20 protein-coding genes are annotated in these 23,167 nt (G+C 66.0%); 12 read left to right on the top strand and 8 right to left on the bottom strand.

Annotated features, from left to right (window positions below; translation table 11 throughout):
* Nucleotides 1-3: 3 nt before the first annotated feature.
* Complete coding sequence (locus CI805_RS07660) at nucleotides 4-1,452, top strand: efflux transporter outer membrane subunit (protein WP_260921511.1); 1,449 nt, start codon at nucleotides 4-6, stop codon at nucleotides 1,450-1,452.
* An 87-nt stretch (nucleotides 1,453-1,539) separates the two neighbouring features.
* Here the strand turns inward: CI805_RS07660 and CI805_RS07655 are convergent, their stop codons facing one another.
* Together CI805_RS07655 and CI805_RS07650 are read right to left on the bottom strand one after the other, a co-directional pair.
* A complete protein-coding gene (locus CI805_RS07655) occupies nucleotides 1,540-2,436 on the bottom strand; it encodes a pirin family protein (RefSeq protein ID WP_260921509.1) in 897 nt (298 codons plus the stop codon).
* A 486-nt stretch (nucleotides 2,437-2,922) separates the two neighbouring features.
* Nucleotides 2,923-3,531 (bottom strand): TetR/AcrR family transcriptional regulator, encoded by a 609-nt coding sequence (locus CI805_RS07650; protein WP_260921508.1) that lies wholly within the window; start codon nucleotides 3,529-3,531, stop codon nucleotides 2,923-2,925.
* 121 nt (nucleotides 3,532-3,652) lie between these two features.
* Here CI805_RS07650 and CI805_RS07645 point away from each other — a divergent pair, with 121 nt between their 5' ends.
* A complete protein-coding gene (locus tag CI805_RS07645) occupies nucleotides 3,653-4,282 on the top strand; it encodes a bacterioferritin (RefSeq protein WP_260921507.1) in 630 nt (209 codons plus the stop codon).
* Between the two features lie 59 nt (nucleotides 4,283-4,341).
* Here CI805_RS07645 and CI805_RS07640 read toward each other — a convergent pair whose 3' ends face one another.
* Nucleotides 4,342-5,745: an ATP-binding protein gene (locus CI805_RS07640; protein WP_260921505.1), complete on the bottom strand. Its 1,404-nt coding sequence runs from the start codon at nucleotides 5,743-5,745 to the stop codon at nucleotides 4,342-4,344.
* Between the two features lie 11 nt (nucleotides 5,746-5,756).
* Complete coding sequence (locus CI805_RS07635) at nucleotides 5,757-6,485, bottom strand: response regulator transcription factor (protein ID WP_260921503.1); 729 nt, start codon at nucleotides 6,483-6,485, stop codon at nucleotides 5,757-5,759.
* A 274-nt stretch (nucleotides 6,486-6,759) separates the two neighbouring features.
* Between CI805_RS07635 and CI805_RS07630 the strand changes: the two genes are divergently transcribed.
* The 9 genes from CI805_RS07630 to CI805_RS07590 all read left to right on the top strand — a co-directional run bounded on the left by CI805_RS07630 (nucleotide 6,760) and on the right by CI805_RS07590 (nucleotide 18,264).
* Complete coding sequence (locus tag CI805_RS07630) at nucleotides 6,760-7,809, top strand: efflux RND transporter periplasmic adaptor subunit (protein WP_260927854.1); 1,050 nt, start codon at nucleotides 6,760-6,762, stop codon at nucleotides 7,807-7,809.
* A gap of 4 nt (nucleotides 7,810-7,813) precedes the next feature.
* Nucleotides 7,814-11,068, top strand: a complete 3,255-nt coding sequence (locus CI805_RS07625) for an efflux RND transporter permease subunit (RefSeq protein ID WP_260921501.1) — start codon at nucleotides 7,814-7,816, stop codon at nucleotides 11,066-11,068.
* Between the two features lie 151 nt (nucleotides 11,069-11,219).
* A complete protein-coding gene (locus CI805_RS07620) occupies nucleotides 11,220-12,545 on the top strand; it encodes an efflux transporter outer membrane subunit (protein ID WP_313958473.1) in 1,326 nt (441 codons plus the stop codon).
* Between the two features lie 215 nt (nucleotides 12,546-12,760).
* A complete protein-coding gene (locus CI805_RS07615; RefSeq protein ID WP_260921491.1) occupies nucleotides 12,761-13,813 on the top strand; it encodes a Glu/Leu/Phe/Val family dehydrogenase in 1,053 nt (350 codons plus the stop codon).
* Between the two features lie 382 nt (nucleotides 13,814-14,195).
* Complete coding sequence (gene accD / locus CI805_RS07610) at nucleotides 14,196-15,044, top strand: acetyl-CoA carboxylase, carboxyltransferase subunit beta (RefSeq protein WP_260921490.1); 849 nt, start codon at nucleotides 14,196-14,198, stop codon at nucleotides 15,042-15,044.
* The gene (accB, locus tag CI805_RS07605) at nucleotides 15,041-15,490 is read left to right on the top strand and encodes an acetyl-CoA carboxylase biotin carboxyl carrier protein (RefSeq protein WP_260921487.1); all 450 of its coding nucleotides are present in this window, start codon (nucleotides 15,041-15,043) and stop codon (nucleotides 15,488-15,490) included. The genes accD and accB overlap by 4 nt, the downstream gene beginning before the upstream one ends.
* A 13-nt stretch (nucleotides 15,491-15,503) precedes the next feature.
* Nucleotides 15,504-16,853, top strand: a complete 1,350-nt coding sequence (accC, locus tag CI805_RS07600; RefSeq protein WP_260921486.1) for an acetyl-CoA carboxylase biotin carboxylase subunit — start codon at nucleotides 15,504-15,506, stop codon at nucleotides 16,851-16,853.
* A gap of 42 nt (nucleotides 16,854-16,895) precedes the next feature.
* Nucleotides 16,896-17,843, top strand: a complete 948-nt coding sequence (locus tag CI805_RS07595) for an acetyl-CoA carboxylase carboxyltransferase subunit alpha (protein WP_260921485.1) — start codon at nucleotides 16,896-16,898, stop codon at nucleotides 17,841-17,843.
* Between the two features lie 118 nt (nucleotides 17,844-17,961).
* Nucleotides 17,962-18,264, top strand: coding sequence for an alkylphosphonate utilization protein (locus CI805_RS07590; RefSeq protein WP_260921484.1), 303 nt, complete (start codon nucleotides 17,962-17,964; stop codon nucleotides 18,262-18,264).
* Between the two features lie 153 nt (nucleotides 18,265-18,417).
* Here CI805_RS07590 and CI805_RS07585 read toward each other — a convergent pair whose 3' ends face one another.
* Entirely contained in the window at nucleotides 18,418-19,047 is a 630-nt protein-coding gene (locus CI805_RS07585; RefSeq protein WP_313958545.1) for a cysteine hydrolase family protein, read from the bottom strand.
* A gap of 113 nt (nucleotides 19,048-19,160) precedes the next feature.
* Here CI805_RS07585 and pncB point away from each other — a divergent pair, with 113 nt between their 5' ends.
* Nucleotides 19,161-20,465 carry a nicotinate phosphoribosyltransferase gene (gene pncB / locus CI805_RS07580; protein WP_260921482.1) on the top strand — a complete coding sequence of 435 codons (1,305 nt, stop codon included), beginning with the start codon at nucleotides 19,161-19,163 and terminating at the stop codon, nucleotides 20,463-20,465.
* Nucleotides 20,466-20,500: 35 nt separating this feature from the next.
* Here the strand turns inward: pncB and pstB are convergent, their stop codons facing one another.
* From pstB to pstC, 3 genes are read right to left on the bottom strand one after another with little or no spacing between them, the layout of a single operon-like run.
* Nucleotides 20,501-21,331 (bottom strand): phosphate ABC transporter ATP-binding protein PstB, encoded by an 831-nt coding sequence (gene pstB, locus CI805_RS07575; RefSeq protein WP_260927853.1) that lies wholly within the window; start codon nucleotides 21,329-21,331, stop codon nucleotides 20,501-20,503.
* Nucleotides 21,331-22,206 (bottom strand): phosphate ABC transporter permease PstA, encoded by an 876-nt coding sequence (gene pstA / locus CI805_RS07570; RefSeq protein ID WP_260921481.1) that lies wholly within the window; start codon nucleotides 22,204-22,206, stop codon nucleotides 21,331-21,333. The genes pstB and pstA overlap by 1 nt, the downstream gene beginning before the upstream one ends.
* On the bottom strand, nucleotides 22,203-23,144 hold the full coding sequence (pstC, locus tag CI805_RS07565; protein ID WP_260921480.1) for a phosphate ABC transporter permease subunit PstC: 942 nt from the start codon (nucleotides 23,142-23,144) through the stop codon (nucleotides 22,203-22,205). Before pstC ends, pstA begins: the two co-directional genes overlap by 4 nt.
* Nucleotides 23,145-23,167: the final 23 nt, after the last annotated feature.

Here is a 23,167-nt window from a genome sequence, read left to right as displayed (position 1 = left end):
ACCATGCGGCTCTCAACTCTATCAAGAGGGGCTCTGTCCCCGCTGGTGCTGTTCGCGGTAGCCGGTTGCTCGATGGCACCGGCCTACCACGCACCCCAGACCGCCGCCCCTGCCCAGTTCAAGGAAGTCGCCGGGTGGACCTCGGCGACCCCTGCCGACGGTGCCGATCGCGGCGCCTGGTGGACCGTGTTCAACGATCCGGTCCTGAACGATCTCGAAGCCAAGGCCGCCGCCGCCAGCCCGACGCTGGCGGCAGCCCTCGCCCGCTACGATGCCGCCACCGCCTCTGCCCGGATCGACGCTTCGGCGCTCTATCCGCAGATCGGCGCCAGCGGCAGCGCCGAACGCGCGCGCGTCTCGAAGTACCGCGTGCGCTCGACCGGCACGTCCTCGACCCAGAACGACTACATTCTGGGCGGCAGCCTCGATTACGAACTCGACCTGTGGGGCCGGGTTCGCAACACGGTGAAGGCCGGGCGCGCCGAAGCCGCCGCCAGCGGTGCAGACCTTGCCTCGGCCCGCCTCAGCCTGCAGGCGCAGGTGGCAGACGCCTACTTCCGCCTGCGCGGGCTCGACGCCCAGCAGGACCTGCTGGTGCGCTCGGTCCATGCCTATACCAAGGCCTACAAGCTCACCGAAGCGCGCCATCAGGGTGGTGACGCCTCGGGCATCGACACCAACCGCTCGCTGACCGTGCTGGCCAATGCCAAGGCGCTGGTTTCGACCACCGCCAACCAGCGCGCCGCGACCGAGCATGAACTGGCGGCACTGACCGGCGCCGTCGCTTCGACCTTCTCGGTTCCCGTACAGGTCGAGACGCTGGCCCCGCCGATCATGCCGGTGGCAACGCCTGCCGTGCTGCTCCAGCGCCGCCCGGACATTTCGGCGGCAGAACGCCGTGTGTTCGCCGCAAATGCCGAGATCGGCGTCGCCAAGGCCGCCTACTTCCCGCAGATCTCGCTGGGCGGCAGCGGCGGTTTCGACACCACCGGCCCGGACTTCCTCGGCGCACCGACCAGCTTCTGGGGGCTCGGTCCGATCAGCGCGGTCCTGTCGATCTTCGACGGCGGCGCGCGCAAGGCCAAGGTGCGCATGTCGCGCGCCGAATACGAGGAGGCAACCGCCACCTATCGCGGCACCGTGCTCTCTGCCTTCCAGGAGACCGAGGACGCGATCGCGGCGATGCACCACCTGGCCGATGCCAGCGCGTCGCAGCACACCGCCGCCACCGCCGCGCAGAAGACCAGCGATATCGCGATGATCCGTTACCGCGACGGTGCATCGGACTATCTCGATGTCGTGACGGCACAGACCGACGCGCTCAATGCCGAGCGCACCTATATCGCGGTGCAGACCGAGCAGATGCAGGCCGCCATCGCCTATGTGAAGGCCATCGGCGGTTCGCCGGATGCTGCGGCAACGCCAGCGGGCGCACCTGCCAACGGCGGCTGATGCCCAAGCAGCATCGCTGAAAACGAAAGAGCCCCCGGCACGCGATGTGCCTGCCGGGGGCTCTTTCGTTTTTGCGCTATCGGTCCATCATTCGGGCAGCGGAATGAACTCGTGCTCGCCGGGGACGTGATCGAAGCGGTCGGCCTTCCAGTCGGCCTTGGCCTGCTCCAGCCGCTCGGGCGAGGAGGAGACGAAGTTCCAGAAGATGTGGCGCTGTTCGGGGAACGGCTCACCGCCCACCAGCATCACCCGCGCCGCGCTCTCGCCGCGCAGCACGATCTCGGCGCCGGGCTTGAACACCACCAGTTCGCCCTCAGCGAAGGCCCCGGTCTGCCCTTCGACGGCGACCGATCCCGACACGACGTAGATCGCGCGCTCGACATGTTCGGCGGTCAGGCGATAGCGGCCACCGGGCGCCAGCAGCAGTTCGGCCTCGATCAGATCGGAGTAGGTCTTTACCGGCGAGGTCATGCCATCCAGCGTACCGGCAATCACCGTCAGGCGCAGGCCCGCATCCTCGGCGAAAGGAATGTCATCCGCCTTGTGGTGCGAGAAGTCCGGCGCGATTTCCTCGGCATGGGTCGGCAGCGCCACCCAGGTCTGCAAGCCCAGCAGCTTCGCGCTGCCGTCGCGGGCATCGTCGGGGCTGCGCTCGGAATGGACGATGCCGCGCCCGGCGGTCATCCAGTTCACCTCGCCGGGGCGGATGCGCTGGAGCGAGCCGAGCGAATCGCGGTGCATGATCTCGCCCTCGACCAGAAAGCTCAGCGTCGAAAGACCAATGTGCGGATGCGGGCGCACGTCGAGACCGGTGCCTGCATCAAATGCGGCAGGGCCCATCTGGTCGAGGAAGATGAACGGCCCCACCATCCGGCGATGGTGCGAAGGCAGCGCGCGGCGCACCTTGAAGCCATCGCCCAGATCGCGGACGGGCGGCAGGATTATGGCATCGACGCCATCGATTTCGGTGGGGCGAAGGGTCATGGCTTGTATCTCCGGTCGTCGGTGCGGACGCAGCCGTCCGCTTGACCAACGCTCTACCCGAGCCTGCGGTGCCGAATAAGTGGGATAAAAGCGACGATCATGTTCGAAACTCTCGAACGTTTGAGCACACCACCGGGAAGAAGTGGCCCGGCCGCGCTTCCGGGGACGGGGGATGGGAAGAAGCGCGCCGGGCCTATATTCCCCGGTGCGGGCGGCACGCGGGGAAACTGCATTCACCGACGGAATACGAACCGCCAAGGCCGTATTCCACAAGGCGGACGGTATCCTCGCATGACAGATCCGCCGCCCGTTTTTTCACGCACGAAGCCACGAGGCTCCGGGCGATACAGGAAGTTTGGGGGAAACTTCTGTACCACTCGGTAATTTAAGACGGACAGAAGAAATTCAAGAGGTCAAAAGTCACCGGATGCAATTATTTTGCAATCCGCCGCAACGTGCGGTGACGTCTTGCCTGTTTGTGCGCTTTTACGCGCTGGGCCAGCAGGCCAGCGTCGTCGCGACGATCTGCTTGAGCGTCTCGGGCTCGGCGCCGGAACCCGCGCGGACCGACAGTCCCTGAAGAACCGTGGTCAGATAGGCGGCAATGGCGGCAGGTTCGACATGGGCGGGCAGATCGCCCTCTTCGCGCGCCTGCTCCATGCGGCGGATCAACGCGGTCTCGGACGACTTGCGCCGGGCGATCACTTCCTCGCGAATCGCTTCGGCCTCGGCCCCGCAGGCCACCGAGCTGATGACGCCAAGGCACCCTTGCGGATCGCGCTTGCCGCAGTGTGTTTCCAACGCGCCGCTCAGCAGCACTTCGGCAACGCCGCGCGCGGTCGGCTCGGCCAGAGCACGGCCGATATAGGCCAGCTTTTCCTGCTCGTAGAGGTCGAGAGCCTTGCGAAACAGCGCTTCCTTGTTGCCGAAGCAGGCATAGAGGCTGGGCTTGGTGATCCCCATCGCCTCGGTCAGTTCCGCCAGCGACGCGCCTTCATAGCCGCGCAGCCAGAAGACGCGCAGGGCCGCGGAAAGCGCGGTGTCGGGATCGAATTCACGCGGACGACCGCGTGTCGTGGTTGCGGAGCATTCCATACCAGCCGGTATATAGGCGCACGGCAGGGCATCGTCCAGTGGACTCCCCCTTCCCGCCCCTCGGCTCATCCGGAACCATCCGCCCCCACGCCGGGTTGTCCAGGGCAGAAGCGATCCGCCCATGACCAGACCCGCGGACATTCAGGCTCCACAAGAGAGCACCCACAGGACAACCGGAGACATCACCATGGCCGAAGCCGATACCGCGTTCTTCACCGACGTCACCACCCTGCGCGAACGCGCGCGCAAGTCGCTGGGCGAAGGCCCGGTCACGCCCACATACGAAGGCGGCGTGGAGCAGGCGATCGATCTGCTGCAGGGCGCGCTGGCGACCGAGATCGTCTGCGTGCTGCGCTACCAGATGCACGCCATTTCCGCCTCGGGCATCGATTCCAAGACCGTCGCGAGCGAATTCGAGGAACATGCCCGTTCGGAAGCCGAGCACGCAAAACTGCTGGCCGAACGCATCGACCAGCTGGGCGGCGTTCCAAACTTCAATCCCGAAGGCCTCGCGAGCCGCTCCGCCACCGAATACGGCAAGGCCGGCAATCTGGTCGAGATGATGAAGGAAGACCTTATCGCCGAGCGCGTGGTGATCGACCACTACCGCGAGCTGATCCGCTATTTCGGCGACAAGGACCCGACCACCCGCATCATGCTGGAGCACCTACTGGCCGATGAGGAAGAGCACGCCGCCGACCTGCATGACCTGCTCGTCGCGCATCAGGGCAAGCCGTTCCTCAAGGACTGACGCCCGAAAAACCGGCGCCGCTGTCCTCAAGGGTCCACGGCGCCGGTTTCAATCCTTGGTCAGCCCCGTGCGGCAGGCAGCCGCACGGTGGCGGCCATACCCCCGCCGGTCCGGTTCTCCAGCGTCACGATCGCGCCGAAGGTCCCCGCCTGCGCCTGCGCGATGGTCAGACCGATGCCGGTGCCGTTGGTATTGAGGCTGGACGCGCCACCCAGCCGCCAGAACGGATCGAAGGCTCTGGCCAGTTCCTCCTCCGGCAATCCCGGCCCGCGATCGAGCACCCGGATCACCACATCGCGCCCTTCGATGGCGCATTCGACTTGCGCCCCGCCGCCGTACTTCACGGCATTCTCAACCAGATTGTCGACACAGCGCTGCAACGCATTGGGCTTCACCCGGACATTGGCGCCGCACCCTGCGGTGAACTTCACATCGTGCCCGAACTCGGCGGCATCCTCGGACAGGCTGGAGAGGAAGGAATCGAGATCGACGGTCGACCACGGCTCGCGCGCCTCGCTGCTGCGCGCAAGGTCGAGGCCATCGCGCACCAGTTCGCGCGTAGCCGCAAGATCGGCGATCAGGCGCGCACGCAAGGCCTCGTCCTCGACCTGCTCCAGCCGCAGCCGCAAGCGGGTGAGCGGGGTCTGGAGGTCGTGCGTCACGGAAGCGAGAATCTGGGTGCGCTCCCGCAACCCTTCGCGCACACGCTCCTGCATGAGGTTGAACGTGCGCAAGGCCGTGAGCACCTCGCTCGGCCCCTTCTCGGGGATCGGCTCGGCATCCTCGATCAGCGAGAACGCCTTCGCCGCACGCGTCATGCGGCGCAGGGGCGCCGTGGCGAAGCGGGCCGCCAGCACCCCGAGCGACACGCTCGCGATCACCATCAGTTCCAGATAGGGAAAGCCGAGCACGGGCTGATGATCGTCCCGCGCGGGCGGTTGTACGACCGTGAAGGCGCGCACCTGCCCCTTGGTGTCCCGAAAGGTCACGAACCAGCAGTCGGGCATCTGCACGTAGCGCATGCCCGCAGCCCGGACCTGCTGATCGAAGCGGCCGAAACAGACCGGCCCGGCGATGACCATGACCTTGGCCTGCGATCCGGCCGGAAGGCGATCCTGCAAACGCTTCGAATAATCCGCATTGGGGCGCGTCATGTGCCAGCGCGTGCTGGCGGCACCCGCGCCCAGCACATACCCTGCGTCCAGCACCTTCTTCGTGCGAACCGGGTCGCGCTCCCACCGCTCGGCGATATCGGCGGCGCTCAGCAGCGACTGGTCGATCTGGTATTCGTGAAAGTGATGCTCGCGCAGCTTGATCGAGACGAACATCGCCGCCATCGCCGAGGCCGCCATGCCGATCGCCAGCACCATCGCCAGCCGTCCGGCCAGCGAGGCGAAGAACGCGGAGACATGGGAGAAAATCCGCCAGCGCGCGACCGGGGGCGACAGGGTTGAGCGGTTCATGCTGGCTTGCCTTACTCGAAGTGGACCGGCCCCGGCAGCACGTACCCCTCGCTGCGTACCGTCAGGATCAGGTCACTGCCGCCCGCCTCACTCGCCAGCTTGGTGCGCAGGCGGCTGATCTGGATGTCGATCGAGCGGTCGAACGCCACGGTCGCGCTGCGCTCGGGCAGCAGTTCCTCGCGGCTCAGCACCCGGTTGGGGGCCTCGATAAAGCGGCTGAGCAGGCGGTATTCCGCCGAGGACAGCATCACCAGCCGATCCTTCGCGCCGATCAACCGCCGCTGGTTGAGATCGAGCCGCCACGGTCCGAACCGCGCCAGCCGCGCGGAGCGCGGGCGGGCCTCGTCGATCACGCGCGAACGGCGCAGCAGGTTGCGCACGCGCGCCAGCAGTTCACGCGGCTCGAACGGCTTGGTCAGGTAATCGTCGGCGCCCAGTTCCAGGCCGAGGACCCGGTCGATCGGCGCATCGCGCGCCGTCACCATCATGATCGCCCCCTGATACCCTTCGGACCGCAACTGGCGACACACATCGATGCCATCGCCATCGGGCAGGTTCAGGTCGAGGATCAGCACGTCCGCAGCCTCGCCCGCCAGCGCCGCGCGCAGATCCGCGATACTGCCTACGGCTTCCACTGCCTGCGGTTCTCTGGCAAGCTGTGCCGTAATCAGTTCGCGGATATCCGGATCGTCCTCGACCACGAGGATACGTCCGCCGCCCATGTCTGTCTGCGGGGTCATGAAAACCGGCATAAACGCCCCATTCGCACACGTCTCCTTACCCGATACACAATGAAACAATGCGCTACGGCAGGCAACTTGACGATACCAGCCGGTGATTGCCTCGAACTGCCACATCGCACAATAGGGCCCAAATCTTTGCATGAGCCATCTTCTTCTCCGCATGAGCCAGGGAGTTTTCCGGGTGCGTAGCCCTATCAGCCACATCGCTCTCGCCGCCGCGCTCGGCGTCGCCACGCTGACCGTTTCCGCCTGTTCGCAGAGCGGGCACCAGATGCCCCAGCAAGGCCCCACCGAAGTCGGTGTCGTCACGCTTCAGGCCCAGCCGGTCACGATCTCGCAGGAAATGACCGGGCGCATCTCGGCCACGGCCACTGCCGACGTGCGGCCGCAGGTCAACGGCGTCATCATGGCGCGGCTGTTCACCGAAGGCTCGATCGTCAAGCAGGGGCAGGCGCTCTACCAGATCGACCCGCGCCTTTATGCAGCGGACCTCCAGACCTCGCAGGCGCAGCTGGAGAATGCGCGCGCCACGCTCTATACCGCGCAGGCCAAGGCCCGCCGCTACAAGTCGCTGAGCGACAACCAGGCCGTCAGCGCGCAGGATATCGACGATACCATCGCCGCCGCGCGCGAGGCTCAGGCCAGCGTCCACCAGTACGAAGCCGCGGTGAACAGCGCCAAGGTCAGCCTGGGCTACACCAAGGTCTACGCCCCGATCACCGGGCGGATCGGCCGTTCGGCCTATACCAAGGGCGCGCTGGTAACGGCCAGCCAGACCGACGCGCTGGCCACGATCACCCAGCTCGATCCGATCTATGTCGACATCACCCAGTCTTCGGTCGATCTGCTCAAGCTGCGCAAGGCGCTGGCCAAGGGCAATATGCTCCCCGCCGAGGCCGACGTGACGCTGAAGCTGGAAGACGGCACCGACTATCCGGTCAAGGGCAAGGTCGAGTTCAGCGAGGTCGATGTCGATCCCGATGCCGGGACCGTGACGATCCGCGCCCGCTTCCCCAACCCGGACGGCACGCTGCTGCCGGGCATGTTCGCGCGGGTGGAAACGCCGCAGGGCGTCGTGCCCAACGCGATCCTTGCCCCGCAACAGGGCATCAGCCGCGACGCCAAGGGCGACGCGACCGCGCTTGTAGTCGACGCCAGCAACAAGGTGGTCCAGCGTCAGGTCACGCTGGGTCAGGCGATCGGCAGCAAGTGGCTCGTCACGGGCGGCCTGAAGGCCGGTGACAAGCTCATCGTCGAGGGGACCGGCAAGGTCCAGCCCGGCGCTTCGGTCAAGCCGGTCGAAACCAAGCTGGACAACTGACACCATGGGATTCAGCCGCTTCTTCGTAGACAGGCCGATCTTCGCCTACGTCCTAGCCATCGTCGTGATGATGGCAGGCGTCGGCGCGATCATGAGCCTGCCCATCGCCCAGTACCCCGATGTCGCCCCCCCGTCGGTCTCGATCAGCGCCACCTATACCGGTGCCTCGGCCCAGACGCTGGAAACCAGCGTCACGCAGGTCATCGAGCAGCAGCTCACCGGCATCGACAACATGCTGTACTTCTCGTCGACCTCCGACAGTTCGGGCTCGGCGCGGATCACCGTGACCTTCGCCAAGGGCACCGACCCTGACGTTGCGCAGGTGCAGGTCCAGAACAAGGTCCAGCAGGCCAACTCGCGCCTGCCCACCACCGTCCAGCAGACCGGCCTCACCGTCACCAAGTCGAACTCCGACATTCTGCTGGTGGTCGGCCTCTATGACGAGACGAACCGGACCACGTCCAGCGACGTGGCCGACTATCTGGTCTCGAACTTCCAGGATTCGATCGCGCGCGTCAGCGGTGTCGGCACCGTGCAGGTGTTCGGTTCCGAATATGCGATGCGCATCTGGATGGACCCGGCCAAGATGGCTGCGGCCCAGTTGATGCCCTCCGACATCGAGACTGCGCTTGAATCGCAGAACGTCGATCTGGCCGCCGGTCAGCTGGGTGACCTCCCCGCAGTCAAGGGCCAGATGCTCAACGCCGTGGTGCGTGCCAAGTCGCGCCTGCAGACGCCGGACCAGTTCCGCAACATCGTCGTCAAGGCGACTACCGAAGGGTCGGTGGTCAAGCTGGGCGATGTCGCGACCGTCGAGCTGGGTCAGGAAAGCTACACCTCGGTCGCCAAGTTCAACGGCCATCCCGCATCGGGTATCGCCATTTCGCTGGCTTCGGGTGCCGACGCGCTGAAGACCACCGCTGCCGTCAAGGCGGAAGTGGCCTCGCTCGCCAAGAACCTGCCCACCGGCTACAAGATCGCCTTCCCGCGCGACACCAGCACCTTCGTGAAGCTGTCGATCCATGAAGTGGTCGAAACGCTTATCATCGCGATCATTCTGGTCGTGCTGGTGATGTACATCTTCCTGCAGAGCTGGCGCGCCACGCTGGTCCCGGCGATCGCCGTGCCCATCGTGCTGCTGGGCACTTTCGGCATCCTTGCGCTGTTCGGCTATTCCATCAACACGCTGACGATGTTCGCGATGGTGCTCGCCATCGGCCTGCTGGTCGACGATGCCATCGTCGTGGTCGAGAACGTCGAGCGCATCATGGAAGAGGAAGGCCTCTCTCCGCGCGAGGCGACGATCAAGTCGATGAGCGAGATCGGCTCGGCGCTGGTGGGCATCGCCATGGTGCTGTCCGCCGTGCTGCTGCCGATGGCCTTCTTCGCAGGCTCCGTCGGCGTCATCTACCGCCAGTTCTCCGTCACCATCGTCTCGGCCATGGCCCTGTCGGTGCTGACCGCGCTGGTGCTCTCCCCTGCCCTGTGCGCCACTGTCCTTCGCCACACGCACAAGGCCGGCGACGATGCCCATGAGCCGGTTCAGCCCGGCATTCGGGGCAAGCTCGGCTATTGGCGCGGCCGGTTCTTCGGCGGCTTCAACCGCCGGTTCGACCGCATGTCGGAGCGCTACATCTCGGCGACGCGTTCGGTCATCCATCGCCGGGGCCTGCACCTGATCGTCTATGCCGCCATCGTCGGCGTGATGATCCTGCTGTTCATGCGCCTGCCTTCCGGCTTCCTGCCCACCGAGGATCAGGGCGCGGTGATGGTGATGTACCAGCTGCCCGCCGGTGCCACCAACGAGCGTACCGAAAAGGTGCGCGACGAGGTGGAAAAGGTCTTCCTCCAGAACGAGAAGGCCGATGTTTCGGGCCTGTTCACGATCGCCGGTTTCAGCTTCTCGGGCTCCGGCCAGAACGCCGGCATGGGCTTTGGCATCCTGAAGGACTTCGACCAGCGCACCGCCTTCAAGGATTCGGCCACCGCCGTTTCCATGCGGGCCATGGGCCAGTTCGCCAAGATCCGCGATGCGCAGGTCTTCGCGCTGACTCCGCCCGCGATCAACGGTCTGGGCCAGTCAAACGGCTTCACCTTCGAGCTGCTCAACACCACGCACATGTCCTCGGCTGACTTCAAGGCGGTGCGCGACAAGCTCATCGCCGCCGCCGCCAAGGACCCGATGCTGGCGCAGGTGCGCATGAACGCCCTGCCCGATACGCCGCAGCTGCGCATCAACTTCGACGATGCCAAGCTCGCCGTGCTGGGTCTTTCCGAAGCCAATGTCACCGCCACGCTCAGCTCGGCCTGGGGCGGCACTTACGTCAACGACTTCGTCGACCGTGGCCGCGTGAAGCGCGTCTACATCCAGGGCGATGCGGAGTCCCGCATGCTGCCCAGCGATCTCGACAAGTGGTACGTGCGCTCCACCAGCGCCACCAATACCGACGGCACCTCGACAATGGTTCCCTTCTCCTCGTTCGCCACCGCGAACTGGGACGTGGGCGCCAGCAGCGTCAGCCGCTTCAACGGCTTTGAGTCCTACGAACTCAACGGTCAGGCAGCGAGCGGCTACAGCTCGGGCGCGGCCATGGCCGAAATGGTGAAGCTGCAGCAGCAGTATGCGCCGGGCACCAGCTATGCCTGGAGCGAGCTGTCCTATCAGGAAAACCAGTCGACCGGCCAGCAGGGCAAGCTCTACGCCCTCTCCGTCTTCGTGGTGTTCCTGTGCCTTGCCGCGCTGTACGAAAGCTGGTCGGTGCCGCTCGCCGTCATGCTGGTGATCCCGCTGGGCGTCATCGGCGCGGTGCTGGCAGTGTGGGCGCGCGGTCTGGAAAACAACATCTACTTCCAGGTCGGCCTGCTCACCACCATTGGCCTTGCCGCCAAGAACGCGATCCTGATCGTCGAATTCGCCGAAGCGGCTCGCCGCGAAGGCAAGGACTTCCTCGATGCCGCCATCGAGGCGGCGCGGGTTCGTCTGCGCCCGATCCTGATGACCTCGATCGCCTTCATCGCCGGCGTGTTCCCGCTGGCCGTCGCCTCCGGTGCCGGTGCGCAGAGCCGTATCGCCATCGGCACGGCGGTTCTGGGCGGGATGATCACGGCCACCGTGCTGGCGATCTTCTACGTTCCCATGTTCTTCATCGTCGTCGCCCGCCTGTTCCACCGCAAGGCGGACGGCCAAGACGACAACCGGGTTGCCACATCCCCCGCCACCGAGGGCAACCCGGCCCCATCTCACGAGGACAACGCCTGATGCGCCGCGTCGCACTCCTTCCGCTGCTCGCGCTGAGCGCGGCCCTTGCAGGCTGTAACCTGGCGCCGCATTACAAGGCTCCGGCCAACCCCACCCGCCCGAATGGCCGCAAGGCGCGGCCTATGCCCCAGCGCAGGCGGGTGAAGCCGGGATGCCCTGGAAGCAGCTGTTCGCCAATCCACGCCTCCAGCAGGTGATCGCGACGGCGCTGGAAAAGAACCAGGACCTGCGCGCGACGCTGGCCAATGTGGCTTCGGCCCGCGCCGAATATCATGTCGAACGCTCGTACCAGTTGCCGACGCTCGCCGCGTCGGGCTCGGGCAGCATCCAGCGCCAGATCGACCATGGCGGCAACGCCAGTTCGGGAACGCAGGCCGGCAGCTCCACGGTCGGCGGCGGCTACCAGAGCTTCAGCGGCAGCGTGGGCTTCAGTTCGTTCGAGCTGGACCTGTTCGGTCGCCTGAAGAACCAGAGCCGCGAGCAGTTCGAGACTTACCTGTCGAGCGAGTCGGGCTATCGCTCGGCGCGCCTGACCCTGGTCGCCAACGTGGCCACGGCATATGCCACGCTCGCCAGCGATCGCGACCTGCTCAAGCTGGCGCAGGACACCGCGACCAGCGCGCAGCGCACGGTCGATCTCAACCGCACGCTGTTCAAGTCCGGCCTCGCCGCCGGATCGGACATCGCCACGGCAGAGACGGTGCTGGAACAGGCCAAGTCCGATGTCGCCTCGCAGACGACGCTGGTGGCGCAGGACCGCAACGCGCTGGACCTGCTGGTGGGCGAGCATGTCGGCGACGACCTGCTTCCCGCCTCGCTGTCCGAACTGGACACCACCATCGGACAGGTTCCTGCGGGCCTCTCTTCCGATGTCCTGCTCCGCCGCCCGGACGTGGTGGAGGCCGAGCATTCGCTCAAGGCCACCTATGCCCAGATCGGCGCTGCTCGTGCGGCGTTCTTCCCGACGATCTCGCTGACCGGCGCGCTCGGTGCCGCCAGCACCGCGCTCAGCAGCCTGTTCGACAAGGGCAACCTCATCTGGTCCGCCTCCAGCAGCGTCAGCCAGACGATCTGGGGCGGCACCAACAAGGGCAATCTGGAATACGCCAAGGCACAGCGCGAGTATTATCTCTCGCAATATCGCTATGCCGTGCAGTCCGCGTTCAAGGACGTGGCCGATGCCCTCGCCCGTCGCGGCACGATCACCGATCAGCGCCAGGCGCAGGATCGTCTGGTCGATGCCTCGAACCGCTCGTACAAGGCCTATGACGATCAGTACCGCGCAGGCACCGGCACGCTGATCGACGCCCTCAGCGCCCAGCGCACGCTCTATTCGGCCCAGCAGACGCGGATTTCCACGGTGCTGGCGGACCTGACGAACCGGATCACCGTCTACAGCGCGATCGGTTCGGACGACAGCCTCGGCAAGCTGCCCGATCTCACGTACGAGGCTGGCGACGGCAAGACGGCGCCCTGACGCGCTGCTTCAGCCGTCTTGCGCGAATCACGAAGGCCCCGCCGCTCCACCCGAGCGGCGGGGCCTTTCCGTTTACGGCAGTTTCTTCGGGCGGCCTCAAGCAAGGAAACCATTGCCTGCGCCCTGTCTGCGCGCACTAAGTGACGCATCGCAGGCCAAGTTCGAAATTTCCTCCCGGCGTACTTTTGTTATCGTCTCCGGTAAGGAGATTGCCGATGGTACTGACGTCACGCCCCACCCAGGTCCCCGAGGAACTGCACCTGATTGATCGCCCGGAACTCGGGCTCAAGGGCGTGATTGCGCTTCACAGCACCTCGCTTGGGCCTGCCGCCGGTGGCTGCCGCTTCTGGACCTATGCCTCGCACGAGGCGATGGTCGAGGATGCGATGCGTCTGGCGCGCGGCATGAGCTTCAAGAACGCCATGGCAGGGCTGCCCTTCGGCGGCGGCAAGGCCGTGCTGGCGCGTCCCTCGGGCGATTTCGACCGCACCGCCGTATTCCACGCCTTCGGTGAAGCCGTCGAGGCGCTCGAAGGCCGCTATGTCACCGCCGAGGACGTGGGCACCACGATCCCCGACATGGTTGCCATTCGCGAGCGCACCCGCAATGTCGCAGGGCTTCACGCGGAGCCCGGCAGCGCGGGCGGCGATCCTTCGCCCTTCACGGCGCGCGGCGTGTTCGAATCGCTGCGCGACCTGTCGCAGACCTTCCTCTCGCTCGACCTTTCCAAGGCGCGCGTCGCCGTTCAGGGCACCGGCAATGTCGGCGGCTATCTGTGCCGCATGCTGCGCGAGGCAGGCGCCGAAGTGATCGTCACCGATATCGACGAGGCCCGCGCCGCGCGGCTCGCCGCCGAGATCGGCGCGACCACCTGCGCCCCGGACGAGATCCTCTTCGCCGATGCCGACGTGCTGGCGCCCTGCGCGCTCGGCGCGATCCTTGACGAAACCTCGATCCCCAAGCTTCAGGCCCGTCTGGTCTGCGGCGGCGCCAACAACCAGCTTGCCACTGCCGAGGACGGCGAGGCGCTCAAGGCCCGCGGCATCCTGTTCGCGCCCGACTACATCGTCAACGCGGGCGGGATCATCAACGTCTCGGCCGAGTTCCTGGGCGAGACGCCCGCGCAGGTCGCCGAGCGTGTCGGCCTGATCGCACCGCGCGTCGTCTCGGTGGTTCGCCGCGCGCAGGAGACCGGTGAAGCGATCAATGTCGTCGCCGACCGCATGGCGCAGGACGTCATCGACAAGGCCCGCCTGATCCCGGCGTAAAGGCGCCTCGCCGCCAAAGAATCGCTTCGCGCACGGCGAAACGCGCGATTTTCCACATCCCACGGGTCATCCGGCCCGTGGGAAACACGCTTCGTCGCACCTCTAACATCGACAGCGCCGTTTCACGCGTCTATGGGGGCCGTTCGAATACGGATCGCACCGCCTCTCAGGAACACCCTGAGGGGCGGAACGGTCGCATAACTAGGGTAGAAGCACGTAATAGGCCGGCGCCGGGCAGCGCGCTTCGGCCTCGCTTTGATTTGCATGCCTTTCGGGTTGCAGCCAAAGCGGGATCGAAGCATGACAGCTCCCGGATTGCGTCGGTCGGCACGCCGCCCCGGACATTCCGTCCGGTCCTGGCGCGTCTGCATGAAGGTCGCATATGAGCTGGTTTAACAAGGTACGCACATCCCTTGAGGGACTGAAGAAGCGGGACACGCCCGATAACCTGTGGATCAAGTGTCCCGGTTGCGGCGAGATGCTCTTCGCGCGCGAATACGAGGAGAACCTCTCGGTCTGCCCGCGCTGCGATCATCACGGCCGCATCGGCGCACAGGCGCGCATCGACCAGTTGATGGACGCAGGCTACGACCTGCTCCCCGCCGTCAAGGTTCCCGAGAACCCGCTGAACTTCCGCGACAGCAAGAAGTATTCGGACCGCCTCAAGGCCGCCCGCGCCAGCAATCCGTTCCCCGATGCGCTGACCGCCGCTGCCGGCAGCATCGACGGCCACCGCGCCGTGCTCGCCGTGCAGGACTTCAAGTTCATGGGCGGCTCGATGGGCATGGCCGTGGGCGAAGGCTTCGTCACCGCTGTGGAACGCGCGATTGCCGACAAGTGCGGCTTCGTGATGGTCACCGCCGCCGGTGGCGCGCGCATGCAGGAGGGTATCCTCTCGCTCATGCAGATGCCCAAGACCACCGTCGCGCTGCGCCGCCTGTCGCGCGCGGGGCTTCCCTATATCGTCGTGCTGACCGATCCGACCACCGGCGGCGTCACGGCAAGCTACGCCATGCTGGGTGACATTCACCTGGCAGAACCCGGCGCGCTCATCGGCTTTGCCGGACAGCGCGTCATCCAGGACACCATCCGCGAGAAACTGCCCGACGGCTTCCAGCGCGCGGAGTATCTCTATGACCACGGCATGGTCGACATGGTCGTGCCGCGCAAGGACATGAAGACCACTCTCGCCGGGCTGCTCGGTTATCTTGAACGAAAGGACGTTGCGTGAACATCGATAGCGCGCTTGTACGCGAGCTGGCCGAACTGCTGGCCGAAACCGGACTGACCGAAATCGAGGTCGAGGACGGCGAACGCAAGATCAAGGTCGTGCGCCAGCTCGCACAGACCGTGGTCGCAGCCGCCCCTGCCCTGCCGATGGCCGCTTCCGTCGCCGCAGCGCCTGCCGCGCTCGACGTCGCACCTGCCGCTGCTGCAGCGCCGGTCGATGCGGTCAAGTCGCCGATGGTCGGCACCGTCTACCTCGCGCCCGAGCCTTCGGCTGCGAACTTCATCAGCGTTGGCCAGCAGGTCAAGGCGGGCGACGTTCTGCTGATCGTCGAGGCGATGAAGGTCATGAACCAGATCACCGCGCCCAAGTCGGGCACCATCACGTCGATCCTCGTCGACAACCAGCAGCCGGTCGAATTCGACCAGCCGCTCGTCGTGATCGGCTGAGGGCGGTAGCTCCATGGCCATCAAGCGCCTCCTGATTGCCAACCGCGGCGAAATCGCGCTGCGCATCCACCGCGCCGCGCGCGAGATGGGCATCGAAACCGTCGCGGTTCACTCCACCGCCGATGCCGACGCCATGCATGTGCGTCTGGCAGACCACGCGGTGTGCATCGGCCCGCCCGCCGCACGCGATTCGTACCTGAACGTCGCCGCGATCATCTCGGCTGCCGAGATCACCGAGGCGGACGCGATCCACCCCGGCTACGGCTTCCTCTCCGAGAACGCCAACTTCGCCGAGATCGTCGAGGCCCACGGGCTGATCTGGGTCGGTCCCAAGCCCGAGCACATCCGCACGATGGGCGACAAGGTGGAAGCCAAGCGTACCGCGGGGGCTCTCGGCCTGCCGCTGGTCCCCGGCTCGCCCGGCGCGATCGAGGACGTGGCAGAAGCCAAGGCGCTTGCCGAACAGATCGGCTATCCGGTGCTGATGAAGGCGGCTTCGGGCGGCGGCGGTCGCGGCATGAAGGTGGTGCAGAACGCCGACGAGCTGGAAAGCCAGATGTCGCAGGCGCGTTCCGAGGCGAAGGCCGCCTTCGGTGACGACACGGTCTACATGGAAAAGTACCTCGGCAACCCGCGCCACATCGAGTTCCAGGTGTTCGGCGACGGCAAGGGCCAGGCGATCCATCTGGGCGAGCGCGACTGCTCGCTGCAGCGCCGCCACCAGAAGGTGCTGGAAGAAGCCCCCTCGCCCGTCATCACGCCCGAAGAGCGCGACCGCATGGGCGGCGTCGTTTCCAAGGCGATGGCCGACATGGGCTATCGCGGCGCCGGCACGATCGAGTTCCTGTGGGAAAACGGTGAGTTCTACTTCATCGAGATGAACACCCGCCTGCAGGTCGAGCACCCGGTGACGGAAGCGATCACCGGCCTCGACCTCGTGCGAGAGCAGATCCGCGTTGCCGAGGGCAAGCCGCTTTCGGTCACGCAGGATGCGGTCGAGTTCAAGGGCCACGCCATCGAATGCCGCATCAACGCGGAAGATCCGTGGAACTTCACCCCCTCGCCGGGTCAGGTGACGAACTACCACGCGGCAGGCGGCATGAACGTGCGCGTCGATTCGGGGCTCTACTCGGGCTACCGCATCCCGCCGTACTACGATTCGATGATCGGCAAGCTGATCGTCTCGGGCCGTACGCGTGAGGGCTGCATCATGCGCCTCAAGCGCGCGCTCGAGGAAATGGTGATCGATGGTGTGAAGACCTCGATCCCGCTGCATCAGGCGCTGATGGAAGATCCCGAATTCAACAGCGGCGATTACACCATCAAGTGGCTGGAGACCTGGCTGGCCGAGCGCGACGCGTAAGCGTTGCGAGCGGACAGACAGTCACGACACGGATAAAGACCGATGATCTCGTTCCTTGAATTCGAAAAGCCGATCGCCGAACTGGAGGCGCGCATCGCCGAGCTGCGCGCCACCGCAGAGAACGGCGATATCGACATCACCAGCGAAATCGGCCGCCTTGAGAAGAAGAGCGCCGCTCTGCTCGAGACGACCTATGCCAAGCTGACGCCGTGGCAGAAGACGCAGGTCGCCCGCCACCCGCAGCGCCCGCACTTCGTCGATTACCTGCGGATGATCTTCACCGATTTCATCCCGCTGGGCGGCGATCGCAACTTTGGCGAGGATGCCGCGATCATCGGCGGCTTCGCCAAGCTGGGTGAGCGCCGCGTCGTCGTGATCGGCCACGAAAAGGGCCACGACACCGCGACCCGCATCAAGCACAACTTCGGCATGGCCAAGCCCGAAGGCTACCGCAAGGCGATCCGCCTGATGGAACTGGCCGACAAGTTCGGCCTGCCGGTGGTCTCGCTGGTCGACACCATGGGCGCCTTCCCCGGCATCGAGGCCGAAGAGCGCGGTCAAGCCGAAGCCATCGCCCGCTCGATCGAGGCCTGCCTTGCACTCAAGGTGCCGATGGTCGCGGCCATCGTCGGCGAAGGCGGCTCGGGCGGCGCGGTCGCGCTGGCGGCTTCCGACCGTGTGCTGATGCTGGAGCACTCGATCTATTCGGTGATCTCGCCCGAGGGTGCCTCCTCGATCCTGTGGCGCACGCCGGAAAAGGCAGCGGACGCTGCGGAAGCGATGAAGGTGACGGCGCAGGACCTCCAGAACCTGAACGTCATCGAGCGTATCGTGCCCGAGCCGATGGGCGGCGCCCACCGCGACCCGGAAGCGACCGCCAGGGCGCTGGCCGAAGCGATCGAGGCCGAACTGGCCGTGCTCGCCAAGAGCAGCGGCGAGGCCCGCATGGAAGCGCGCGAACAGCGCTTCCTGGCCATCGGTCGGCTCTGAGCCAGCGGTTCAGACCAATTACAAGCGGGCGCGCGGTTCCACCGGGCGCCCGTTTTGATTCAGATCAATGGCGCTGGCCCCGTCACCCTCTAGCGGCCACTCTTTTGAAAGGGGCACCATGTCCGACGAAGAATACGTATACGACGAGGACAGCGGCGAGTGGATGTCCGCTTCGGATTTCGCGGCGAAGCAGCACGCCGCCTCGCAGGTCGAAGTGCGCGATGCAGTGGGCAACATCTTGGCCGATGGCGATCAGGTGACGCTGATCAAGGATCTCGACGTCAAGGGCGCGGGCCAGACGCTGAAGCGCGGCACGCTCATCAAGTCGATCCGCCTGACCGGCGATGCGCAGGAAATCGACTGCCGCTTCGATGGCATCAAGGGCCTCGTCTTGCGCGCAGAATTCGTCCGCAAGCGCTGAGGCCAATCGACATTCAGCCCTGACGGCCTGCAAATGGCGATTTTCCGAGCTTCCGGTGCTCACGTACAAGAAGTACGCTGCGCTCCAGGTCTCGAAAAATCACCATTTTCGGCTCGTCATCATCTGAATGTCGACAGGCCCCAAGGATATCCCTCAGGCGATCTCCAGCATCGCCCCGGCGAAGTCTTCCTCCGCCACCGTCTCGATTGGCCGGACGATGCCTTTCGTCAGGGCCGCCGGGACGGTGACGCGGAAACCGCGTGCCAGCAGGCCGTCGATGGCCCACTTCACGCAGTAATCGGCGGCCACCCCGATCACGGTCACGTCCCGCACGCCCTCCTCTGCGAGCGCGGCGAAGAAGTTCTCGCGCTCGATGCCTGCTCCTTCCCCCCCTGACTTATCCGGCATGCGGGCATCGTGGAGCGTCACGACGTCCTCCTCCCACATGTCGAACACGCCCTTCTCCAGCCGCCAGACCGGGATTGCGGCGGGCACGGCGCTGACCGGAACGACGTTCTCCCAGCCATGCGTATGCTTCACGCAGTGGATCGGGAACGCCTCTGCCTCGGGCGATCCGGCATAGACCTCGGGCAGATGGGTATCGAAGGTGAACAGCACGCCTGCGGTCGCCTCGGGATCGAGGCCCGCCAGCCATTCGCGCATCGGCGCCGCCAGTTCGTCCGCCCCCGCAACGCTCAGCGCGCCATCGGCGTCCATGAAATCGTGCTGCGTGTCGATGACGACGATGAAGCGGGGCTCTGGGAAACAGGGCTCTGGGGTCACGGTAGCCAAGTGGCATCTCCTGCAAGTGCGCGTGCCGGACGGTGAATTGACATGGCCACGCGCGCCTCACAAGTAAACCGTTCAGGTTCAAAAGGGAGCAGGCCGGGCCGATCATGGCAGTCACCGATATCGCGACGCGTACGCACAATCACAATTTCCGCCTCGATCCCATCGTCCGCAGTCTGCTCGATACCGACTTCTACAAGCTGCTGATGTTGCAGATGATCCGCCATCTGCACCCCGATACGCAGGCCACCTTCTCGGTCATCAACCGCTCGACCGAAGTGCGTCTGGCCGACGTGATCGACGAGGGCGAACTGCGCGCCCAGCTCGATTTCGCGCGCTCGCTGCGGTTCACCAAGAAGGAACTGATCTGGCTGGCGGGCAACAGCTTCTACGGCAACAAGCAGATGTTCGCGCCGGACTTCATCGAATGGCTCAGCACCTTCCGCCTGCCCGACTACGAGTTGCGCAAGGTCGATGGCCAGTTCGAACTGCACTTCGACGGCCCGTGGACGCATACCTCGATGTGGGAGATCCCGGCGCTGGCCATCATCAACGAGCTGCGTTCGCGCGCGGCGATGCGCGACAAGGGCCGTTTCGCGCTCGACGTGCTCTATGCCCGCGCCAAGGCCAAGCTGTGGGAGAAGGTGGAACGCCTGCGCGAACTGCCGGATCTGCGCCTTTCCGACTTCGGCACCCGCCGTCGCCACGGCTTCCTGTGGCAGCGCTGGTGCGTGGAGGCGCTGAAGGAAGGCCTCGGTGACCGCTTCATCGGCACCTCGAACGTGCTGCTCGCCATGGATGCCGATCTCGAAGCCATCGGCACCAATGCCCACGAACTGCCGATGGTGGCCGCAGCGCTTGCCGAAACCGACGAGGAACTCGCCGCTGCGCCCTACAAGGTGCTGCGCGAATGGCAGCAGCACTATGGCGGCAACCTGCTGATCGCCCTGCCCGATGCCTTCGGCAGCGCCGCATTTCTGCGCGACGCGCCTGAATGGGTGGCCGACTGGACCGGCTTCCGCCCCGACAGCGCCCCGCCGATCGAGGCGGGCGAGCAGATCATCCGCTGGTGGCAGTCACAGGGCCGCGATCCGGCGGGCAAGCTGCTGATCTTCTCGGACGGAATGGACGTCGGCTCGATCGAGCAGGTCTATCGCCACTTCCACGGCCGGGTGCGCATGAGCTTTGGCTGGGGCACCAACCTCACCAACGACTTCCGCGATTGCGACCCGGACGGCGCCCACGATCTGGAGCCGATCTCGCTGGTCTGCAAGGTGACGAGCGCCAACGGGCGCCCCGCCGTCAAGCTGTCGGACAACCCGGCCAAGGCTACCGGCAAACCTGCCGAGATCGCACGCTATCTGCGGGTCTTCGGCGAAGCGGGCCACCAACGCCGCGCCGTCGAGGTCTGAGGGAGGCGGGGAGCCGAAACGGCTCCCCTTCCCGGTCAGCCGAAACGACCGGTGATGTAGTTGCTGGTGCGCTTGAGCCGGGGCTTTGCGAACAGCGTCTCGGTCGGCGCGAACTCGATCATCCGGCCAAGGTACATGAAGCCGGTGTGATGCGAGAGGCGCGCGGCCTGCTGCAGGTTGTGGGTGACGATCACCACCGTCAGGCTGGCCGAGAGTTCCTCCAGCGTCTCTTCGAGGCGCGCGGTGGACACCGGATCGAGCGCCGAGGCGGGCTCGTCGAGCAGCAGGACTTCGGGTTCCACCGCGATGGCGCGGGCAACGCACAGGCGCTGCTGCTGGCCGCCGGACAGGCCAAGGCCGGAACTGTGCAGCTTGTCCTTCACCTCGTTCCACAACGCCGCACGGGTCAAGGCGCGCTCGACCACCTCGTCCATCTCGGCGCGGCCCACCTTGCGGTAGAGACGCACGCCGAAAGCAATGTTGTCGTAGATCGACATCGGGAACGGCGTCGGCTTCTGGAACACCATGCCAACACGCGCGCGAACGTCCGCCGCGCGCATGTCGTGCAGCAGATCCTCGCCTTCGAGCAGTATCTGGCCTTCGGCGCGCTGGCCGGGATACAACTCGTGCATGCGGTTGATCGTGCGCAGCAGCGTGGACTTGCCGCAGCCCGAAGGCCCGATAAGCGCAGTGATCTTGTTGCGCGCGACCGGCAGGCCGACGCCGTGCAACGCCTTGGCCTGACCGTAGTAGAAATCGAGGTCGCGCACTTCGAGGTGCAGCTGCTCGGCAGGCGGCGGGACGATGGAGACGCCCTCGTCCTCCTCAAGGCCGGGAATGGGCGACTGGGTCACGGTGGGGATCATCATGGTCTGTGTCTCCGGCTGCCGATCAGGCGGCCCGCGATATTGGCGAGGAGCACGGCGAGCGCGATCAGCAGCGCGCCTGCCCAGGCAAGTTGCTGCCAGTCGGGGAAGGCCGACAGGGCAAACTGGAAGATGGTAGTGGGCAGGCTCGCCATCGGGTCCGACGGGTTGGCGGCGAGGAACTGGTTGCCCAGCGAAGTGAACAGCAGCGGCGCGGTCTCGCCCGAGATGCGGGCCAGCGCCAGCAGGCCGCCGGTCAGGATACCCGGTCCTGCCGCGCGCCAGATCACCGTGCGGATCACGAAGCCGCGCCCGGCGCCCAGCGCCATGCCGGCCTCGCGCAGCGCATCGGGCTGGAGCGAGAGCATGTCCTCGGTCGTGCGCACGACGATGGGCGTCGCCAGGAAAGCCAGGGCAACGGCGCCCGCATAGCCGGAGAACCCGCCGAACGGCGCGACCATGATCTCGTAGACGAACAGGCCGACAAGGATCGAGGGCGCGGCGAGCAGCACGTCGTTGAAGAAGCGAACCACCGTGGCGAGGCGGCCCTTGCGGCCATATTCGGCAAGCCAGGTGCCCGCCAGCACGCCGACGACCAGCGCGATGACCATGCCCAGCGCACACATCTCGATCGAGCCGACGATGGCATTACGCAAGCCGCCGAGCGAGCCGGGTGCAGGCTGGTCCACCGTGAACAGGTCGAGCGAGAGCGCCGGAACGCCTCTGGCTACCAGTTCCCACAGGATCAGCGCCAGCGCGGCGAGCGCCACCAGCGTGGCGAGCACGCAGGCGCCTGCGAACACGCCGCTGACGATACGGCGGCGGCGGGCACGCGGCGATTGGGCGGCGGACAAGCGTGAAGCGGACTTGCTCATGCCGCCTTCTCCCCGATCAGCAGGCGGGCAATCGCGAGAACGCCGAAGGTGATGCAGAACAGCACGAGGCCCAGCGCCATCAAGGCAGCGCCGTGCAGCGCGCCGGTCGCCTCGGCGAATTCGTTGGCGATGGTCGAGGCGAGCGTCGAGCCGCTGTCGAACATGGAATGCGGAAAACCGTGCGCATTGCCGATGATGAACGTCACCGCCATCGTCTCGCCCAGCGCGCGGCCCAGCCCCAGCATGACGACACCGATCATCGAGCGGCGCACGTAAGGGATCAGCACCGAGCGCGCCGTCTCGAACGGCGTGCAGCCAAGGCCATAGGCGGCCTCGCGCAGGGTTGCCGGGACGGTCAGGAACAGCTCGCGGAACACCGAGGACATGTAGGGCAGGATCATGATCGCCAGGATCACGCTGGCGGTGAAGATATTCGCGCCGTTGGGCACGCCCTGCACCAGCTTGCCCCACCATGTGTCATCGCCTGCGGCGAGCAGCAGCGGCACCTGCACATGCGCGGCAAACCACGGAGCGAAGACGAACAGGCCCCACATGCCGTAGACGATCGAGGGAATGCCGGCGAGCAGTTCGACCGCGACGGCCACCGGTCGCGCCAGCGCGGGCGGGCAGAACTCGACGAGGAACAGCGAGACGCCCAGCGCCAGCGGCAGCGCAAGGATCAGCGCCAGAAACGCCGTGATCAGCGTGCCGACGATCGGCCCGGCCGCGCCATAGACGTCAGTTACGGGATTCCATTCGCTGGAGGTCAGGAACCCGAAGCCGAAGGTGGAAAGCACCGGCCAGCCGCCGATGGCGAGGCTGACGATCACGCCCGCGAGCGCTGCCAGCAGCAGCGTCGCCGCGCTGGCGCAGGCGATCCGGAATACCGTCTCGGCAAGGTTGCCGGGGGCCACCCGGCCTTGTGTCGTGGCAGTCATCGCGATGGCCCTGTTCGGCAACG

Origin of the sequence: Novosphingobium sp. 9 (assembly GCF_025340265.1) — a bacterium.
In the GTDB taxonomy this organism is placed as follows: Bacteria; Pseudomonadota; Alphaproteobacteria; order Sphingomonadales; family Sphingomonadaceae; genus Novosphingobium.
The sequence above is the reverse complement of the archived record's forward strand: the minus strand, read 5'-3'. Positions and strand labels throughout refer to the sequence as shown.